Annotated in this window: 19 protein-coding genes; 16 read left to right on the forward strand and 3 right to left on the reverse strand. The window is 62.8% G+C overall.

The features are described 5' to 3' along the window. Position 1 precedes the first annotated feature (1 nt). Complete coding sequence (gene trpE / locus MET49242_RS07265; protein ID WP_051134480.1) at positions 2 to 1,522, forward strand: anthranilate synthase component I; 1,521 nt, start codon at positions 2 to 4, stop codon at positions 1,520 to 1,522. A 53-nt stretch (positions 1,523 to 1,575) separates the two neighbouring features. Continuing rightward, a complete protein-coding gene (locus MET49242_RS07270; protein ID WP_036281849.1) occupies positions 1,576 to 2,106 on the forward strand; it encodes a DUF6163 family protein in 531 nt (176 codons plus the stop codon). Here the strand turns inward: MET49242_RS07270 and MET49242_RS07275 are convergent, their stop codons facing one another. Next, entirely contained in the window at positions 2,107 to 3,504 is a 1,398-nt protein-coding gene (locus MET49242_RS07275; protein ID WP_036281852.1) for a nicotinate phosphoribosyltransferase, read from the reverse strand. A gap of 66 nt (positions 3,505 to 3,570) precedes the next feature. Next, positions 3,571 to 4,593, reverse strand: coding sequence for a bifunctional nicotinamide-nucleotide adenylyltransferase/Nudix hydroxylase (locus MET49242_RS07280; RefSeq protein ID WP_144259507.1), 1,023 nt, complete (start codon positions 4,591 to 4,593; stop codon positions 3,571 to 3,573). A 360-nt stretch (positions 4,594 to 4,953) separates the two neighbouring features. Between MET49242_RS07280 and ldtR the strand changes: the two genes are divergently transcribed. From ldtR to MET49242_RS23990, 12 genes are all read left to right on the forward strand, one after another. Next, positions 4,954 to 5,466: a transcriptional regulator LdtR gene (ldtR, locus tag MET49242_RS07285; protein WP_036287262.1), complete on the forward strand. Its 513-nt coding sequence runs from the start codon at positions 4,954 to 4,956 to the stop codon at positions 5,464 to 5,466. Positions 5,467 to 5,632: 166 nt separating this feature from the next. Further along, the gene (locus MET49242_RS07290) at positions 5,633 to 6,748 is read left to right on the forward strand and encodes a site-2 protease family protein (protein WP_036281854.1); all 1,116 of its coding nucleotides are present in this window, start codon (positions 5,633 to 5,635) and stop codon (positions 6,746 to 6,748) included. 63 nt (positions 6,749 to 6,811) lie between these two features. Further along, positions 6,812 to 7,426, forward strand: coding sequence for an aminodeoxychorismate/anthranilate synthase component II (locus tag MET49242_RS07295; protein ID WP_036281856.1), 615 nt, complete (start codon positions 6,812 to 6,814; stop codon positions 7,424 to 7,426). Continuing rightward, entirely contained in the window at positions 7,423 to 8,436 is a 1,014-nt protein-coding gene (gene trpD / locus MET49242_RS07300) for an anthranilate phosphoribosyltransferase (RefSeq protein WP_036287265.1), read from the forward strand. Before MET49242_RS07295 ends, trpD begins: the two co-directional genes overlap by 4 nt. 103 nt (positions 8,437 to 8,539) lie before the next feature. Continuing rightward, positions 8,540 to 9,334, forward strand: a complete 795-nt coding sequence (gene trpC / locus MET49242_RS07305; protein WP_192815623.1) for an indole-3-glycerol phosphate synthase TrpC — start codon at positions 8,540 to 8,542, stop codon at positions 9,332 to 9,334. 86 nt (positions 9,335 to 9,420) lie between these two features. Next, a complete protein-coding gene (locus MET49242_RS24810; protein ID WP_144259508.1) occupies positions 9,421 to 10,011 on the forward strand; it encodes a hypothetical protein in 591 nt (196 codons plus the stop codon). A 213-nt stretch (positions 10,012 to 10,224) separates the two neighbouring features. Beyond that, complete coding sequence (moaC, locus tag MET49242_RS07315) at positions 10,225 to 10,704, forward strand: cyclic pyranopterin monophosphate synthase MoaC (RefSeq protein ID WP_036281864.1); 480 nt, start codon at positions 10,225 to 10,227, stop codon at positions 10,702 to 10,704. A gap of 51 nt (positions 10,705 to 10,755) precedes the next feature. Continuing rightward, a complete protein-coding gene (gene glp, locus MET49242_RS07320) occupies positions 10,756 to 11,973 on the forward strand; it encodes a gephyrin-like molybdotransferase Glp (RefSeq protein ID WP_036281867.1) in 1,218 nt (405 codons plus the stop codon). Between the two features lie 99 nt (positions 11,974 to 12,072). Next, positions 12,073 to 12,771 carry a phosphatidylserine decarboxylase gene (locus MET49242_RS07325; RefSeq protein ID WP_036281869.1) on the forward strand — a complete coding sequence of 233 codons (699 nt, stop codon included), beginning with the start codon at positions 12,073 to 12,075 and terminating at the stop codon, positions 12,769 to 12,771. 8 nt (positions 12,772 to 12,779) lie between these two features. Then, on the forward strand, positions 12,780 to 13,628 hold the full coding sequence (locus MET49242_RS07330) for a phosphatidylcholine/phosphatidylserine synthase (protein ID WP_051134065.1): 849 nt from the start codon (positions 12,780 to 12,782) through the stop codon (positions 13,626 to 13,628). A 44-nt stretch (positions 13,629 to 13,672) separates the two neighbouring features. Then, on the forward strand, positions 13,673 to 14,191 hold the full coding sequence (locus MET49242_RS07335; protein WP_036281870.1) for a hypothetical protein: 519 nt from the start codon (positions 13,673 to 13,675) through the stop codon (positions 14,189 to 14,191). A gap of 1 nt (position 14,192) precedes the next feature. Next, positions 14,193 to 15,059 carry a Kiwa anti-phage protein KwaB-like domain-containing protein gene (locus MET49242_RS23990; RefSeq protein ID WP_084678926.1) on the forward strand — a complete coding sequence of 289 codons (867 nt, stop codon included), beginning with the start codon at positions 14,193 to 14,195 and terminating at the stop codon, positions 15,057 to 15,059. 8 nt (positions 15,060 to 15,067) lie between these two features. Here the strand turns inward: MET49242_RS23990 and MET49242_RS07345 are convergent, their stop codons facing one another. Then, positions 15,068 to 16,210 carry an alpha/beta hydrolase gene (locus MET49242_RS07345; protein ID WP_036281873.1) on the reverse strand — a complete coding sequence of 381 codons (1,143 nt, stop codon included), beginning with the start codon at positions 16,208 to 16,210 and terminating at the stop codon, positions 15,068 to 15,070. Positions 16,211 to 16,482: 272 nt separating this feature from the next. Between MET49242_RS07345 and pqqB the strand changes: the two genes are divergently transcribed. Both pqqB and pqqC read left to right on the forward strand, forming a co-directional pair. After that, positions 16,483 to 17,412 (forward strand): pyrroloquinoline quinone biosynthesis protein PqqB, encoded by a 930-nt coding sequence (gene pqqB, locus MET49242_RS07350; RefSeq protein WP_036287273.1) that lies wholly within the window; start codon positions 16,483 to 16,485, stop codon positions 17,410 to 17,412. After that, positions 17,409 to 18,170, forward strand: a complete 762-nt coding sequence (gene pqqC, locus MET49242_RS07355) for a pyrroloquinoline-quinone synthase PqqC (RefSeq protein WP_036281876.1) — start codon at positions 17,409 to 17,411, stop codon at positions 18,168 to 18,170. The genes pqqB and pqqC overlap by 4 nt, the downstream gene beginning before the upstream one ends. Positions 18,171 to 18,217 lie beyond the last annotated feature (47 nt).

Genomic DNA, 18,217 nt, shown 5'->3' on the forward strand with positions numbered 1-18,217 from the left:
CATGTTCGAACCGTCCCTCGATGAGTTCGGCGAGAATTATGACGCGGGCCGCGCGCAGCTCGTCGTCACCAGGCTCGTCGCCGACCTCGAAACGCCGGTCTCGGCGTATCTGAAGCTGTCGCGCGAGCGGCCGGGCGCGACCTTCCTGCTCGAATCCGTCGAAGGCGGCGCCGCCCGCGGCCGCTATTCGATGATCGGGCTCGATCCGGACGTGATCTTCCGCGCGGTGGGCGACAGGGCCGAGATCAACCGCGACGCGCTGACAGACAGAGGCGCCTTCACGCCCTGCGACGCGCCGCCTCTCATCGCCTTGCGCCAGCTCATCGCCGAGTCGGCCGTCCCTCAGGCGACGCAGCTTCCGCCCATGGCGGCCGGCGTCTTCGGCTATCTCGGCTACGACATGGTGCGCCAGATGGAGCGGCTCGCGCCGGCCAAGGAAGACAAGATCGGCGTGCCGGACGCGCTGCTGCTGCGCCCGACCGTCATGGTCGTCTTCGACACGGTTCGCGACGAGATCTCCATCGTGACGCCCGTGCGCCCCCGCGCCGGGGTCACGGCCAAGGCCGCCTATGAGGCCGCCCTCGCGCGCCTCGACAGGATCGTGTCGACGCTGGAGGCCCCGCTCGAACATCGCGAAACCGGCGCCGACCCGCAACTTCTCGTGCAGGAGCCGGTCTCCAACACCTCGCAGTCGCGCTTCCTCGAAATGGTCGAGCGCGCGAAGGAATACATCCGCGCGGGCGACATCTTCCAAGTGGTGCTGTCGCAGCGCTTCACGGCGCCTTTCGCCCTGTCCGCCTTCGCCCTTTACCGCGCCCTGCGGCGGGTTAACCCGGCCCCTTTCCTCTGTTTCCTCGACTTCGGCAATTTCCAGATCGTCTGTTCGAGCCCCGAGATTCTCGTGCGCGTGGCGGACGGCAAGGTGACGATCCGCCCCATCGCGGGCACGCGCTGGCGCAGCGACAACAAGACTGAGGACGAGCGCCTCGCCGCCGACCTCCTCGCCGACGAGAAGGAGCGCGCAGAACATCTCATGCTGCTCGATCTCGGCCGAAACGACGTCGGCCGCGTGGCGAAGACGGGCACGGTGCGCGTCACCGACAGCTTCACCATCGAGCGCTACAGCCACGTCATGCACATCGTCTCCAACGTCGAGGGCGAACTCGACGACGCGCGCTTCGACTGTATCGACGCGCTGTCTGCGGGGTTCCCGGCCGGCACGGTCTCCGGCGCCCCGAAGGTGCGCGCCATGGAGATCATCGACGAACTGGAGACCGACAAGCGCGGCATATATGGCGGCTGCATCGGCTATTTCGGCTCCGGCGGGCAGATGGACACCTGCATCGTCCTGCGCACGGCCATCGTGAAGGACGGCCGGATGCATGTGCAGTCCGGCGCCGGCGTCGTCTACGACAGCCAGCCGGAATATGAGCATCGCGAATGCGTGAACAAGGCGAAGGCGCTGTTCCGCGCGGCGGAGGAAGCCGTGCGTTTCGCGACGCGCGCGCGCCGAGGCCAGTAAGAGCGAAAATTAACGAGCGCGCGGCATGATGTTGCGCACACGAAGGACCATGGATGGCGGACCCGACCATATATGATGACGGCGACGACCCCTATCGTCCGATCCGCGTCGGCGACCCCGGTCCTGCGGGCGAAACCGCGAAATGGGGGGCGCTGCTGTCGCGCTTCATGCGCATCGTCGCGCTGTTCTGGATCGTGCAGGGGTTGATGCACTGGCGCATCGTGCTGTCGGCGCCGCAATCGATCTTCGACACCATGCCGCAGAACGCCGCCTTCGCGGTGATCTTCTTCGCGGTGCTCGATCTCATCGCCGGCGTCGGCCTGTGGCTTGCGACGCCGTGGGGCGGCGTGCTCTGGCTGCTGATCGCGAGCGGACAGATTTTTCTCACGCTCAGCATGCCGGGCTTTTTCATCGGCGGCTATTGGCTCATCGGCGTCAACGCCCTTCTCATCCTGATGTATTTCGGCCTGACCTTCGAGGCCGGCCGCGACGTTGATGCGCAGCGGCTGCGCGAACGCCGGCGAAGAAAGGCCGAGAAGCGGAAGGCCCGCGCCGCGCCCGAGACCGCCCCCCCGGCGAAGTGATCACTCGGCCGCCGACGCCCGCGCACGAATTTCAGCGAGCGATTCATCCACGAGCAGCGCGCCATTGCGATAAACCGGGCGCAGGAGATTGACCCCGCCGCCGATGGGCTGGAAGCGCTCGCCATCCACCGGCACGGTAGTGTAATGCGGTCCCGCCACAAGGCCGAGAAGACCGCGCTTGGAGCGTTTCCCATGGTCCGTGACGGGATCCTTGTAGACGTCGCGCCAGGCGCCGTTCACCTCGGCCGCGCTGGCCTTGTAGGCGAATTTCTGCGTGTCGCGATCGAGCCGCTGCAACAGCGCGCCGCCCATTCCGAAAGCGACATTCGCCGCGCTGAAGCCGTCGGCGACTATGCGCGACAGCATCTTCCTTATGCTTTCGGGATTGACGCCGTCGCCCTGGATGACGCGCACATGGCGCAACACCTTGTAGCCTTTTGAATTGACGTCGACGCCGAAGCGTTCGCCGAGAATCCGCAGCGTATCGGCGACAATCGTTTCCGGATCGCCGCTGTCGGGCCGAACGACCAAAGTCGCGCCGCTGTCGACGACGCGCTGGCGCAAACGCTCGCCCCAAAGATGATCGACCGCAGCGTAAATATCGTAACTGTCCGAGACGACGGCGAAGACTTTGCCCGGCTTGCCGAATTGCGCGACCATATTGGCGTAGGCGTCGCACTCCCCTTCCCGCCCCCAGGCCGTGATCGTGCTGTGCTCCGCGGCGGGAATGCTGAAACCGGCCATCGGTTCGTTGTAGAAATCACGCGCCGCGACAATGCCCGCAAGAGTGTCCGTGCCTTTGAAGCTGACGAGATGCGCAAGGCCGCCGAGCGCGGCGCTGGCGTAGCTGGAGACGCCGCGAGAACCGAAATCATGCAACTTGAACGGCAGTTCGTCAGCGGGCGCGTCGGCCGTCTTTTCCAGAGCCTCGGCGATCGTCTTGCGCACGTGCCAGCTGATCGTGCCGACGGTGATCGGGTACCACACGCGCAGCAGCGCGGTCTCGACATAGCTTGTCAGCCAATAAAATTCCGGATCGGTGTTGACGACGCTCATCATCGCGTTGCCGACAGGAATGGCGCTGCCCTCCGGGGCCGCGCGTATTTCGAGCGGATAGAGTCCACCGTGTTTTTCGATCAGCCGGCGCCAGCCTTCCTCGTTGAAAGGAACGCCGTGCAAAGCGAGCAACTCGCGCGCTTCCGCTATGTTTTCCTGCGTGACGGGGCGGAGGAACTCCTGTTTCAAAATCGCCTGCAAGCCAAAGAAAAGGGTGCGATCATAGGCGCCGCCCCGGCTTTCGACATAGGAGAAGACACGCGTCGTTCCCGGCGGATATTGCAGGAAATGACTGGTCTTGTAGCTGTCCGTATTGAGGATCGGATTGAAAGAAAGGGTCATGGCGAAACTCCTTCGCGCGCTACTTCCGCTTCGGGGTCTCTCCCCTCGCGGGATCAATGGGCGTTGTCAGGCGGCGCCGAGAAAATGTTCGAGAATGAAGAAATGATCCTCGAACAGGCTCGCGCGCATGCCCTGAATTTCGGATACCGGAATCCACCTCGCGCGCGCCGCATCGTCCGCGCCACGCACGCCCGGCAATTCGCCCGAGGGAAATTCGAAATAGAAGGCGTGAGTGATCGTGCGCCCGCGCAGCGATCTTTCGGGATAGTCGAAAACTTTTTCGCCGCGAATGCTGCCGCGCAATACGGCGGCAGGAATTTTCAGCCGCGTTTCCTCGCGTAATTCGCGGATGGCGGCGTCGCGCAATGTTTCGCTCTCATTGACGAAGCCGCCGGGCAAGGCCCACAGGCCCCGGCCCGGCTGCGACTTGCGCTTCACCAGAAGCACATGGCCCGAATGCGCCACGACGGCGTCTACGGTGACGAAGATCGGCGGATAGGGCGCCTTCGCCCAGGCTGCGCGATAGTTTTCGACATGACGAAATTCATCGAGCGTCTGCGCATAGGCGGCCGTGTTGCGAAAGGCGCTGATGATCTCGAAAACGGGCGCCGGAACATTGGCTTCGATCAGCCGCAACGCGCCTGCGTCTTCAGAGAAAAGATGTCGACGCAACTCCGTCGCGGAAAGCAAAGGCACGGATGCTGCGTCGACAAGCTCCCATTGCGGGAATGCCTTCAGATAATAGCTCGAAGCATCCTTGCTCAAGCCGAAGAGCGCGATCGATCTGGCGTCGCCCGCGACGCTCGCGACCTGCGCCTGCGCTTCTGCAAGCCAGGCGTTCTCATTGTAGAGATGATCGCGCAACGGCAGCGTCACGACGCGCTTCCCGTCCACGCCGAGCGCGGCGTGAATCATCACTTCGCGCTCCGTATAGGTCCATGGATTCTTCGCATTGCGCGGCGCATCGGCCGAGCCGACGAGCACGACCACGCGCTCCGCCTGCGCCAGCGCGCGCTGCAAAATCGCAAGGTGTCCGAGATGAAAGGGTTCGAAACGGCCGATGAAGACCGCAAGGTCGTAACGCATCATGAGGCTCCCTCATGCAGTGCCGTCCGGTCTGCCCGAACGTGGCGGCGATCCGCCGTCTTCCACAGGCTAGGCCGGTGTTTAGCGCGCGACAAGAGACAAAATGACGTTTCGTTAAAGGCGCGGTCCGGCACTCGTTAAACTTCGTTACCTCCGCGAGCGCGCGCGGTTCAATATGCTTAAGGAAGATTCAGCGTAAACGAGCGATTGAGTTTAGCCGTTGTTCACCCAATGCGGGCTTTACTGGGTAAACGTCAGATTCAGCTTGTTGTTTAAACTGCTTTTCATTCGGATTGATCTAATTTGAACTCATCAAACGCCGATCAAGAGATGCTCGATGCATCCGAGGAAATGGAGAAGACGATGAGCGCCGTCACGAAAACCGCCCCGCAGCAGGCCCGCGCGGAACGCATCAGCGAAATTCGTCCCGTCTACCTCGAGGCTCTGACGCTCGTGGAGCGCCTTCATCGCCGCCTGCTCGACGTCATCAAGGACGAGTTCGATCGTCGCGATCGCGGCGACGTCAACTCGGTGCAGGCGCTCCTCCTCTACAACATCGGCGACAAGGAGCTGACCGCGAGCGAACTGCGCACGCGCGGATATTATCTCGGGTCCAACGTCTCCTATAACGTCAAGAAGCTGGTCGAGATGGGCTATCTGCATCACGCGCGCTCGCGCCTCGACCGTCGCTCGGTCCGCATCAGCCTCACGCCCAAGGGCAAGGAAGTCCATGACATCGTCTCGCAGCTCTATGAGAAGCACGCGATGACGGTCGAGCACATCGGCGGCGTCTCATGCGACGAGTTCCGCAATCTGAACACGTCGCTTTCGCGTCTGGAGCGCTTCTGGACCGACCAGATCCGCTATCGCCTCTGACATTTCAGGTTTCGACTTCTTCTCCCGCAGTCTTCAACTTTTCGCCGGCAAAGCGTCCCAAGCCGCTTTCGCCGGCGATTTTCGTTTTTGAGCCGTCGATCTGGCGCGAACGGGGCAGACGCTCTATTTTCTGGTAAATTAACTTTCCTCTCGCCCGGGCGACCTCATGCGCTGGTCCTTCACGATAGGCACGTTCAAAGGGACCGCGGTCCGCATCCACGTCACGCTGCTGCTCTTTCTCGCCTGGATCGGCTTCGCCGCCTATCAGCGCGGAGGCGCGGAAGCCGCGGGCCAGAGCGTGTTGCTGATCTCGGCGATCTTCGCCTGCGTGGTGCTGCACGAGTTCGGCCATATACTGACCGCCCGGCAATTCGGCATCGTCTCGCCCGAGGTCACGCTCCTGCCGATCGGCGGCGTCGCGGACATGAACAAGATGCCGGAGAAGCCCTATCAGGAGCTGCTGATCGCGGTCGCCGGGCCGATGGTCAACGTCGCAATCGCCATCGTGCTGCTCGCCCTGTCCGGCGCCTTCAATTTCGGCGACGCGGCGCAGATCAGCGATCCCTCGATCAGCATGGTGGAGCGGCTCGCGGCGACAAACATCTTTCTCGCCATTTTCAACCTCATCCCGGCCTTCCCCATGGACGGCGGGCGCGTGCTGCGCGCCGGGCTCGCCATGTGGCTCGGACAGGACAAGGCCACCCGCATCGCCGCACAGATCGGCCAGGGGTTCGCCTTCCTGCTCGGCTTTCTCGGGCTTACGTCCGGCCATCCCATGCTCGTCTTCATCGCCATCTTCGTCTACATGGCCGCCGCCGGCGAAGCGCAGATGACCAGCATGTCCGAGGCGGCGCGGGGCCTCAGCGCGATCGACGCCATGGAGACGCGGATCGCGACGATCGACCGGGGATCGACCGTGAACGAGGCCGTTGAGATTCTGCTCGCAACGTCGCAGGATGACTTTCCCGTCCTCGATTCGGCCGGCTGGTTCCATGGCCTGCTGTCGCGCTCGGACATTGTCGAGGCGCTCCGCACCTCCGACCCCGGCGCGCCGATCGCGCCCTTCGCCCGCAAGGAGACGCCGACGATCAATTCGGACGCCACGGTCGATGCGGCGCTGCCCGCTCTCAACGGCGGCGAGACCGTCGGCGTGATCGACCCTGACGGCCGGCTTGTCGGCCTGCTAACCCGTCAGTCGCTGGCCGAGATCATGATGATCCGAGACGCGCGCCCAGACTGGCGGTTTTCGAGACGCAGCCAAAGCTCTCGGACGGTTGCCTAACGCCGCCGCGCGGCCTATGGGACTTTCAGCGCCAAGAGCGGCGAAACCGGACCCGTAACAGCAATGTCCAATGTCACGCTGATCGACAATTACGACAGCTTCACCTTCAATCTGGTCCATTACTTCGGCCAGCTGGGGGCGAATGTCTCTGTGCGCCGCAACGACGCCGTATCGGTGGCGGAGGTGCTGGCCGGCGGGCCGGACGCCATCGTCCTGTCGCCCGGCCCCTGCACGCCGCATGAGGCCGGCATCTGCATGGACCTGATCCGGGCCGCGGCGGAGACGATCCCGATCTTCGGCGTCTGTCTCGGTCACCAGTCCATCGGCGAGGTCTTTGGAGGCGAGGTGATCCGCGCGCCGCTGCCGATCCATGGCAAGATGGCGACCATCCTGCACCATGGCGAGACAGTCTTCCGCGGCATCGAGGGGCCGTTCCAGGCGACGCGGTACCATTCGCTGGTCGTGAAGCGCGAAACGCTGCCCGAGTGCCTGCACATCACGGCCGAGACGCCCGACGGGCTGATCATGGCGCTCTCCCACAAGACGCTGCCCACCCATGGCGTGCAGTTTCACCCGGAGAGCATCACCTCGCAGCACGGCCACAAGATCCTGCGCAATTTCCTCGATCTCGCCGACGAGTGGAACGCCGCGCAGCGCGGCCGGGCCAAGGTGGCGTGAGCGACTTCAAACCCTACATCGCCGTTATCGCCGAAGGCGAACCGCTGGCCCGGGACGAAGCCCGCGCGGCCTTCTCGTTGATCTTCGAGGGCGCGGCGACGCCGGCGCAGCTCGGCGCCTTTCTGATGGGACTGAGGATGCGCGGAGAGACGGTCGAGGAGATCGTCGGCGCAACTCAGGCTATGCGCGCCGCCATGACGCCTGTCGAGGCGCCGCCGGGCGCGATCGACATTGTCGGCACCGGCGGCGACGGCGCCGGCACATACAACATTTCGACGCTCGCCTCGATCATCGCCGCCGCCTGCGGCGCAATCGTCGCCAAGCATGGCGGCAAGGCCGCATCTTCTCTTTCCGGCGCTTCGGACGTTCTGGGAGAACTGGGCGTGAAGGTCGGCATCCCGCCCGAGGCCGCGAGCGCCTGCCTGCGCGAGGCGGGCGTCTGTTTCATGGCGGGCCCGACGCATCACCCTGCCCTGCGTTTCGCGGCGCCGGTGCGCTCGGAGCTCGGCGTCCGAACCATTTTCAATCTGCTCGGCCCGCTGAGCAATCCGGCGCGCGTCGAGCGGCAAACCATCGGCGTCTACTCCCGAGAGTGGCTGGAGCCTCTCGCCCGCGCGCTCTCTGAACTCGGCTCCCGCCGCGTCTGGCTGCTGCATGGCGAGGACGGGCTGGACGAAGCGACGACCACCGGCGTCACCCATGTCGTCGCACTGGAGGAAGGCGCGATACGCGCTTTCGACATCACGCCCGAGGACGCCGGCCTCCCCCGCGCGACGGCGCAGGAACTCGTCGGCGGCGACCCTGCCCATAATGCGAAAGCGCTGCGCGCCGTGCTCGCGGGCGAAAAGAACGCCTATCGCGACATCGCCGTGCTCAACGCCGCGATCGCACTCGTCGTCGCCGAGCGCGCCGCTGACATTCGTGACGGCGCGGAGCAGGCCGCCCGCGCGCTCGATTCGGGCGCGGCGCGCGAAAAACTCGACGCGCTGATCCGCGCCTCCAACGCGTGACGCGCGCCGTCCGCGACCTTTTGGAGGGATAGGATTGCGCCCGCTAATCGGCTAATCTCACGAAATCAAAAGGCAGGGCGCGCTGCGCTCGCTGCAGGCAGCTATCATGACCGATATTCTGGATCGAATCGAAGCTTACAAGCGCACCGAAATCTCCGAGGCCAAGGTGCGCATGCCGCTCGCGACTCTCGAACGCAACGTGCGCGATCATGATCCGCCGCGCGGCTTCGTGCATGCGATTGAACAGAAATTGAACGAGCGCCGAATCGCGCTGATCGCCGAAGTAAAGAAGGCGAGCCCGTCCAAAGGCGTCATCCGCGAGAATTTCGATCCGCCGAAAATCGCCCGCGCCTATGAAAAAGCGGGCGCGGCCTGCCTGTCCGTGCTCACCGACGGGCCCTCCTTCAAGGGCAAGCTCGAAGATCTCGAGGCCGCCCGCAAAGCCACGCATCTGCCGGCGATCCGCAAGGACTTCCTCTTCGATCCCTATCAGGTGTTCGAGGCGCGAGCCTACGGGGCCGATTGCATCCTCATCATCATGGCGGCCGTGAGCGACGACGAGGCGAAGGCGCTCAACACCGCCGCGCATGATCTGCGCATGGATGTGCTGGTGGAAGTCCACGACGAACGCGAACTCGATCGCGCGCTGGCGCTGGAGACGCGGCTGATCGGCATCAACAACCGCAATCTGCATGATTTCAAGGTGTCGCTCGAAGTCAGCGAACGCCTCGCCGAGAAGGTTCCGCACGACAGGATCATCGTCGCGGAAAGCGGCATCATGACTCACGACGACTGCCTGCGCCTGGAGAAGTCGCGCATCTTCACCTTCCTCGTCGGTGAAAGCCTGATGCGGCAGGAGGACGTGGAGGCGGCGACGCGCGCGCTGCTGTTTGGATAAGGTGCGCGAGAGTGGCGCTGCGAGTGAAACGAGCGTGCCTATACTTGTCGCGTGTTCAAAATAGCTTTTAACTGCGGTAGATGTATATGGCGCTCTCAGCCGAAAATCTCGACCGTATTGTTAAACTTCTTTTGCTCACAACGAGCAGCAATGACGCCGAGGCATTATCAGCGCTCCGCCGCGCGCAGCACATAGCCGGTAGCGACTTCTTTGCTTTGATCTACCGGCTAAATTCGGAGAGTGCCGGCCTAAGAGTTGAAAGCGCTCGCGCCTATAGCCATACGAAGCCAAGCCGCCAGTCGAAAAAAAAAGCTCCCGAATACGATAGATCGAAAGCCTCAGCGCACGAAAAGTCATACAGCCCGAACGATAATCTTACTGCTAAAATGACTGAAGGCGCAAAATATAATCCGTTTAGATGGACAGGGAATAAGTCAGACGCCCACAATGCGGCAAAAAACTCGTCGTCGGATGCCTTCGCCGAGGAGGAAGACGGAGCGGCGAGGTATAAGTGGACTGCTTGGAAGCCAACCGCAAACGGATCGACGAATGAAATGTCAATGGGCAGCTTTTCAGATCGGATGGCTAGAGCGGCGAGATACAATCCAACATCTCACATGCCGGAAATGGACGAGGTCGCGCTTAAAATGTCGAATCGACGTGGTGACGCAGGATGAGGCGGGTATGGAGGGAGATCCGGATCGATCAGCACTCACAGGGAAGGCGACGTGGATCAACGGACAAAACACGGATGACTGAAGAGCTCGGATGCGAATTTCTAACGCGGATGGCGAGCGATATAGCAAAGTCGCTTACTGTCTGGATTTTACGAGAAACCTTCCTTCCTTCCCGACATATCTTTGATGGGTAAACGCGCGAAAACGCTTCGGATGACCAAACTCACCCACCTTTCCACGACGGGCGAAGCCCATATGGTCGACGTCTCGGCCAAGGCCGACACGAAGCGCGTGGCCCAGGCGCGCGGGCGCGTGGTGATGGCGCCGGAGACCCTCGCGCTCGCCGTTGCGGGACAGGCGAAGAAGGGCGACGTTTTCGGCGTCGCGCGCATCGCCGGGATAATGGCGGCGAAGAAGACGAGCGACCTCATCCCGCTGTGCCATCCCCTGCCGCTGTCGAGCGTGACGGTGGAGATTACGCCCGACGAAGCGCTGCCCGGCGTGCGAGTGAGCGTCGAGGCGAGTTGCGCCGGCAAGACCGGCGTCGAGATGGAGGCGCTGACGGCGGTTTCCGTGGCCTGCCTCACGATCTACGACATGCTGAAAGCCGCCGACCGCGCCATGAGAATCGAGGGCGTGGAGCTGGTGTCCAAACAGGGCGGCAAGTCGGGCGACTGGCGGCGCGACGACTGAGATTCCATGCGAGCCGGAAGAGGCTCCCACATGAACAGAGGCTCCCCCGCAATGGCTGACAACAAGCTCCTCTCGGTCGACGACGCCCTCGCCCGCGTGCTGGCGGGCGCCGGAATGCTCGGCGAGGAAAATGTCGCGTTGAACGCCGCGCGTGGCCGCACGCTGGCGCGCGATCTCGTCGCGAAACGCACCCAGCCGCCGGTCGACGTCTCCGCCATGGACGGATATGCGCTGCGCGCCGCCGATCTCGCCTCGGGCGCGCCCCTGCGCCTTGTTGGCGAAAGCGCCGCGGGACACGGCTATGGCGCGACGCTGAACGCGGGCGAAACCGTCCGCATCTTCACGGGCGCCCCCGTCCCCGCCGGCGCCGACGCGATTCTCCTTCAGGAAGACGCCGTGGCCGAAGGCTCGGCCATCATCGCGAAAGACCCCGTCAAACCGGGCCAGCACATCCGGACGGCGGGCCTCGATTTCCGCGACGGCGCGGCCGCGCTCTTTGCGGGGACGCGTCTCGGCCCGGCCGAACTGGCGCTGGCGGCCGCGATGAATCACGCGGCGCTGGCGGTTGCGCGCCGACCGCGCGTCGCCATCCTCGCCTCCGGGGACGAGCTCGCGCCGCCCGGCGCCGAGCCCGGGCCGTCGCAAATCATCGCCTGCAACGGCTATGCGGTCGGTGCCATCGCGGAGGACGCCGGCGCCGAAATCATCGACCTCGGCCTTTTCCGCGACGACATCGGCGAGCTAGAGCGCGGCATCGCCCTCGCCCGCGAGGCCAAAGCCGACATTCTCGTCACCCTCGGCGGCGCCTCGGTGGGCGATCACGATTTGCTGCGTCCGGCGCTCGCGCGACAGGGCATGACGCTCGACTTCTGGCGCATTGCCATGCGCCCCGGCAAGCCGTTGATCCACGGCGCGCTCGGCGACATGCGCATCCTCGGCCTGCCGGGAAACCCCGTCGCCTCCATCGTCTGCGCGATGGTGTTCCTCGCGCCGCTCATCCGCGCGCTGCAGGGCGATCCGCGCGCGGGAGAGGACAAGACCGAGGCGGCCGTCGCCGGCGCGGACCTGAGCGCGAACAAGGGGCGGCGCGACTATATGCGCGCCCGGCTGACGACCGGCGCCGACGGCCGCCTGATCGCGACGCCGCAACCCATGCAGGATTCGTCGCTCCTTACTGAGCTGACGCAATCGCAAGCGCTGCTGATCCGCGAAGCGGGGACGCCGCCGCTGCCCGCCGGGGCGCCCTGCCGCATCTGGCGCTTGCGCTGAGGCCGTCGCACGGCCGTGACTTTGGCGCTGCAACATGGCAAACAGTCGCAATCGCCCTCAGATTGACTCGCCGCGCCGCGCAACGGGAGCCTGCACCAAATGTCCATTATCGATTCCGTTCGCAAAGTCCTCGTCCCCATTCATCCCGAGGGATATGTCTTCATCGCGGGCTTCGCGGTTGTCTCCTTCCTTCTCGACTGGTTTTCGCCGACCCTCGGCTGGATCGGCTTCATCGCCACCGCATGGTGCGTCTACTTTTTCCGCGACCCGCCGCGTGTGACGCCGCTGCGCGAGGGGCTCGTCGTTTCCCCCGCCGACGGCGTGGTGTGTTCGATCGGCTTCTTCCTGCCGCCGCCGGAACTCGGCATGGGCGCCGATCCGATGCAGCGCGTCTCCGTCTTCATGAGCGTCTTCGACTGCCATGTTAATCGCGCGCCGGTTACGGGCCGCGTCACCAAGATCGCCTACAAGCCCGGCCTTTTCGTCAACGCCGACCTCGACAAGGCGAGCGAGGACAATGAGCGCAACGGCCTCGTCATCGACTCCCCGATGGGGCGTTTCGGCGTCGTGCAGATCGCTGGCCTCGTCGCGCGGCGCATCGTCTGCTTCATCAAGGAAGGCGAGAATGTCGGCGTCGGCGAACGCTTCGGCCTCATCCGTTTCGGCTCGCGCGTCGACGTCTACATGCCCTCCTCCGCGCGCCCGATGGTCGCCGTCGGCACGCGCGCCATCGCCGGCGAAACCGTCCTCGCCGACATGAACGCGGGCGCGCCCGCGATCACCTTCAAGGCCGGTTGAGACCGCACATGACCGACGAGCCCCTTACGAACGAACCGCACGCAGACGAACTGACGGCCTCCGAGCGCCGCCGGCTGAGGTTCCGCAACATTCCGCTGCGCGTCGTGTTGCCGAATCTCGTTACGCTGCTGGCGCTCTGCATGGGTCTGACCGCCATCCGCTATGCGATCGAGGGGCATTTCGAGACCGCCGTCACCGCTGTCATGGCGGCGGCGGTGCTCGACGGGCTCGACGGGCGTCTGGCGCGCGCGATCAAGGGCACGTCGCGTTTTGGCGCGGAGCTGGATTCGCTTTCGGATTTCGTCGACTTCGGCGTTGCGCCGGGGCTGCTGCTCTATTTGTGGACGCTGCACGAGATCAAGGGACTCGGCTGGTTCGCGGTTCTCGTCTTCGCGATCGCCGCCGCGCTGCGCCTCGCGCGCTTCAACGTGATGATCGACGATCCGACCCGGCCCGCGTGGCACGCGGAATTCTTCGTCGGCATGCCGGCGCCGGCCGGGGCCGTGACCGTGCTGCTGCCGCTCTATCTGCATTTCTCCGTGCTGGAGCTGCCGGCGACAAAAACCGCGGCGGCCTTCTATATCGTCTACGTGTTGGCCATCGCCTTCCTGATGGCGAGCCGCATCCCGCATTTCTCCGGCAAGCGCATCGGCCGCATCCCGCGCGATCTCGTGATCCCCGTGCTCTTCGGCGTCGGCGTCACGGCGCTGCTGCTCGCGATCTATCCGATGGAAGTGCTCGCTGTGGTGAGCATCGCCTTCCTTGCGATGATCCCGTTGAGCGTGAAGCGCTTCAACGCCTTGAGCAAGGCGGACGCCGAGAGAGCGAGCAAATACGCCGGTTATTCCGAGACATAAATGATCTGATTTTTCGCTAGACGCTCGGTGGGTGGAGTGGCGTTATGCTGAGTGGCATTGCACGATTAATGCTCACCGCTTCGTCAATTGCACCTGTGGGGTTCACTTACGCTTGGGTTGCATACACACAAAATGAAATTCGAGTATCCGTCATTGCCGCCTTTGTAAGCATCTTATCGGTAATATTATGCTTAATAGTAGTAACATTCGCGAGAAATAATATTGAGAAGATAAGCTTTAAGGCATCTTCTATTGAGGCTGCAGACAAGGAAAACGTCGGATTTATGCTATTGTATTTACTGCCACTGTTTACAGATAAGATAAATACCCTCAACTGGGAATTATGGATTCCTGTTATTGCGATTTTTTCATTTATAACCGCGTTTGGCTATTCTTATCACTTCAACCCGCTTCTCGGACTCATGGGTTGGCACTTCTATAAGGTCGAGTCAACAGATGGCGTAACCTTTGTATTGATTACGAAGAAGCATCTCCGCACCGCAGCAGACACCCTCATGGTTGGTCAACTTACCGAATACATCTTGTTAGACTTGGAGCGATGATATGAGCAATCTGTTCGCATTTTGCAAAATTCACGACCGCCCGACGGTGAAAAGAGTTTCGGTTACCGCAACAGTTCAGTCGAAAATTGAAGGAATATTCCAAGCACAAGCCGTCTCGTTCCTTGACGGCGTAACTGACGAAGTTGATTTCGCCGGCGATTGGAAGCCCGACAATGACGAAATTTTAGTCATTGATTTACCTGAAGAAGCAACCTTACTTACTGGCGCAGTTTCGGCAAATGCCATGTCATATCCAGAAATAGATGCAAGAAATTTCTTATCGGAATCAATAAAGGCTCTTTTTACTTCTATTGAAATTGCAGGAACAAGACAGGTTTTAATTCAAAATTTTTCTGCAAACCAGATTCTTGCTAGGAGGTTTTCACTTATGCTGGATGGAAACTCCTTCAAGGAGCTGACAGATCCAGCTTTTACTCTCGATAATTACATCGTAGCTATTATTCAAGATGGGAAGCTTAAATTTAAAAGCTTTCATAATATAAAGAGAATTTTTGAACTTAATCAATTTTATTCAGAAGCAACTAACGAGCAACTAGAGGCATTTTGTGGAAACAGCCACCTGCATGTTGACGACGTACAAGCATTTAAAGAGCTTGCTGACCAAAACATCAGGAAGATGGTTCACGCTATTATAAAGACGAGCGTGCTGGACAGTTATCCTGTTGAGGACATCGCAGAAAAGGCGGGCTCGTTGGGTCTGGATATCGCAATGAAAAACGGCAGGATCGTTGTTCCAAATGACAGGAAGAGCATCAAAGAGCTTTTACGTTTTCTTGATGACGGCATATATGAAGCTGCTTTAACGGCAAAGAAATACATTACGAATTCGAAGCGCCCATTCGGATGAGTGCATCTTCACCGCCCGGCCAGCGGCGGTAGCGGCTCGGTCTCGATCTTCGTGCTGGGCGGTGGCGCGGGCGGGCCCGCCTCGCGCAGATTGATGACCGCCTGCTTGTCGGCTTCGGCCTCGCGGGGCGCGGTGAGCTGGGCGCCGATCTGGCGCACCACATTGGGCGCCTCCGCGAAGGAGCCATGTCCGACGAAATCCGTCGAGAAGGACGTGATGTCGTGCACCGAGACGCCGAGCCGGTCGAGCGCCTCGCGGTCCTCGGGTTTCGACGGGTCGAGGGCGCCGAGCCGTGGACGGTCGCCGGCGATACGCGAGGAAATGGACAGCGCGCGGTCATTGCTTGCGACAAAGATCGACACATGATGCGGGTCGAGCCGCGCGATCTGCTGCCGGAAAACGTTGAGGTCGATGTCCGGCGCCGCGAGCATGACTTCGCCGAGCCTCCCATCGAGGTCGGGATGACCCGCGATCGCCACGCCGCGCAGCGTCTCCATCGTGAGCCAGGCGCCCATGGAATGCGCGAGGATGTGCACACGCCCGACCCCGGGCGTCTGCGCGAGACCCAGCAGCAGCTTCTCCAGCGCGTCGCGCGAGACGGTCGCCGCCTCCTTGTCTGATTCGTAATTGAACAGTCCGCCGCGCGAATTCCATGTGAACAGCGCCGCGACGCCCGAGAAACTGCCGTCGGCGACGATCTGCGCGAGGCGGAACCGCGCCTCGTCCAACCCCGTGTTGAAGCCATGCACGTAAAGCAGGATGTCCCGAGAGACGCCGACGCGCCCCGACACATGGGCGGCGACCTCGTTGTAGAACTCCTGCTCGTCCATGCCACGCTTCGCCAGCACCGTGAAATGCCGACCCCGATCCGCCGCGCCGAAGCTCGGCCGCTCGATTGCGCCGGGACGATGATCCCGCGGCACGCCGATCGACGTCAGCGAGTAGCGCGCGCGGCCGTCGTCGGCGCTCCCCTCCCCGCGCCGCGTGGAGGCCACGAACAACGGCACGTTCATCGGCTCGCCGCGCGGTCCGCCCACATATGAAACCGCATTGGCGACATGGCCGTCGACCGCGCGCACGCCATCCGACACGCAGCCGGAGAGCGCTGCGGCGAGAACGATTGTCGCGAGTTTTGCTGCAGTCTTGAACAAGGCGATCGTTTCGATCCGGCGCTGTCGGGAAAATTTTCCCGTCGTGGCGAGAGTTATTTTCCCGGCGCCCCCTCCCGAGCCGAACTTGTGGCCCGGGAAAGCGACGAAAGCGGGGCGAAGCGCCCGTCCGATGCGGGAGAAAGTCTTGATAATTCATGAATCCGGGCGGATTTGCCGCACTTGCGCGCTCGCAGCGCGACCGTGCATATTGCGCCCCAACGACGAAAAAAGAACGGGAGGAGCGGCGGGCTCAGCGCGCCGCCGGTCTGGACATGCGGATCAGAATTCTGGGATCGGGCGCCGGCGGCGGCTTCCCGCAATGGAACTGCAATTGCGCCAATTGCCGCGCGGTGCGCGACGGCGTCGCCGGCTATGTCCGACGCACGCAGTCGTCCCTCGCGGTGAGCGCGGACGGCGCCAATTGGGTTTTGCTCAACGCCTCTCCCGACCTGCGCGAGCAGATCGCCGCTGCGCCGGAGCTTTCGCCGCGCCATGACGACCCCCTGCGCGCAAGTCCGATCAAGGCCGTCGCGCTCACCAATGGCGACGTCGATCATGTCGCGGGGCTGCTGAACCTGCGCGAGGCGCAGCCCTTCAGCGTCTACGCCGCGCAACGCGTCCTCGATGCGCTCAAGGCCAATCCGATCTTCTCGATCCTGCAGCCCGCGCTCGTGCCGCGCATCGAATTGCAGATGGACCAGCCGATTGCGCTTTCCGGCGCGGGCGTCGATCTCGGGCTTTCGATTCGCGCCTTTCCGGTTCCCGGCAAGATCGCGCTCTATCTAGAGGACGCGAACGCGCCGAATTTCGGCACCAGCGCAGGCGACACGCTCGGCCTCGAAGTCATCGAATCGAAGACGGGCAAGTCCTTCTTCTACATTCCCGGCTGCGCCAGGGTGGACGCGCCGCTCGCCGCCCGGCTGAAGGACGCCGCGCTCGTCTTCTTCGACGGCACGCTGTTCCATGAAAACGAAATGATCGAACAGGGGCTGATGGGCAAGACCGGCTCGCGCATGGGCCACGTGAACATGAGCGGCGATGACGGCTCGATGGCCGCATTCGCCCCGCTCAATGTCGCGCGCAAGATTTACGTCCACATCAATAATTCAAACCCGGTGCTCAACGAATTCTCCGACGAATACCGTGTCGCGCAGACGGCGGGCTGGGAAATCGGCGAGGACGGCATGGAGGTGAGGCTATGAATGAGATCGTGACCGCCGACTGGCGCGACGCAGCGCCGCTCTCCCGGGAAGATTTCGAAGCCGCGATCCGCAACGTCGGCGTCGAGCGCTACCACGACAAGCACGAGTTCCATAAGCTGCTGCACGGCGGCAAGCTGAACAGGAACCAGGTCGCGGCATGGGCGCTCAATCGCTACTGCTATCAGGAGGCCGTGCCGCGCAAGGACGCCGCCTTCATGAGCCGGGTGCACGACCGCGAATTGCGCCGCGAATGGATTCACCGCATCCACGATCACGACGGACTCGGCGAGGAAGGCGGCGGCATCGAGCGCTGGCTGGTGCTCACCGACGCGCTCGGCTTTTCACGCGAGTATGTCGCCTCACGCCGCGGCGCCCTGCCCGCGACGAAATTCGCGGTCGAGGCCTATGTGCGCTTTGTCGTCGAGCAGCCGCTCGTCGTCGCTGTTGCGTCGTCGCTGACCGAGCTTTTCGCTCCCTCGATCCATCGCGAGCGCATCGCCGGGATGCTGGAGAATTACGATTTCGTGGACGACCATGTGATGGCCTATTTCAAGCGCCGGCTCTCGCAGGCGCCGCGCGACTCGGAATTCGCGCTCGGTTACGTCCTGGAAAACGCCCGCACGCGCGAGGAGCAGGAAGCCTGCGTCGGCGCCGTGCGCTTCAAATGCGACGTCTTGTGGGCGCAGCTCGACGCCTTAAATCACGCATATGTCACGCCCGGGCTGATACCTCCGGGCGCGTGGCGTCCGGGCGAGTAACGGACAGCGAATAGCTCCGATCGATCGACATCGACGGACAGGGAAGA

Origin of the sequence: Methylocystis sp. ATCC 49242, assembly GCF_000188155.2 — a bacterium.
In the GTDB taxonomy this organism is placed as follows: domain Bacteria; phylum Pseudomonadota; class Alphaproteobacteria; order Rhizobiales; family Beijerinckiaceae; genus Methylocystis.

Coding starts and splice junctions, on each gene's coding strand:
- trpE (WP_051134480.1), top strand. CDS start 2: ATGTTCGAACCGTCCCTCGATGAGTTCGGCGAGAATTATGACGCGGGC.
- MET49242_RS07280 (WP_144259507.1), bottom strand. CDS start 4,593: ATGATGCGTTACGACCTTGCGGTCTTCATCGGCCGTTTCGAACCCTTT.
- MET49242_RS23990 (WP_084678926.1), top strand. CDS start 14,193: ATGAGCAATCTGTTCGCATTTTGCAAAATTCACGACCGCCCGACGGTG.
- glp (WP_036281867.1), top strand. CDS start 10,756: ATGGCTGACAACAAGCTCCTCTCGGTCGACGACGCCCTCGCCCGCGTG.
- MET49242_RS07325 (WP_036281869.1), top strand. CDS start 12,073: ATGTCCATTATCGATTCCGTTCGCAAAGTCCTCGTCCCCATTCATCCC.
- MET49242_RS07270 (WP_036281849.1), top strand. CDS start 1,576: ATGGCGGACCCGACCATATATGATGACGGCGACGACCCCTATCGTCCG.
- ldtR (WP_036287262.1), top strand. CDS start 4,954: ATGAGCGCCGTCACGAAAACCGCCCCGCAGCAGGCCCGCGCGGAACGC.
- MET49242_RS07295 (WP_036281856.1), top strand. CDS start 6,812: ATGTCCAATGTCACGCTGATCGACAATTACGACAGCTTCACCTTCAAT.
- pqqB (WP_036287273.1), top strand. CDS start 16,483: ATGCGGATCAGAATTCTGGGATCGGGCGCCGGCGGCGGCTTCCCGCAA.
- MET49242_RS07330 (WP_051134065.1), top strand. CDS start 12,780: ATGACCGACGAGCCCCTTACGAACGAACCGCACGCAGACGAACTGACG.
- MET49242_RS07290 (WP_036281854.1), top strand. CDS start 5,633: ATGCGCTGGTCCTTCACGATAGGCACGTTCAAAGGGACCGCGGTCCGC.
- MET49242_RS07275 (WP_036281852.1), bottom strand. CDS start 3,504: ATGACCCTTTCTTTCAATCCGATCCTCAATACGGACAGCTACAAGACC.
- MET49242_RS24810 (WP_144259508.1), top strand. CDS start 9,421: ATGGCGCTCTCAGCCGAAAATCTCGACCGTATTGTTAAACTTCTTTTG.
- pqqC (WP_036281876.1), top strand. CDS start 17,409: ATGAATGAGATCGTGACCGCCGACTGGCGCGACGCAGCGCCGCTCTCC.
- moaC (WP_036281864.1), top strand. CDS start 10,225: ATGACCAAACTCACCCACCTTTCCACGACGGGCGAAGCCCATATGGTC.
- MET49242_RS07335 (WP_036281870.1), top strand. CDS start 13,673: ATGCTGAGTGGCATTGCACGATTAATGCTCACCGCTTCGTCAATTGCA.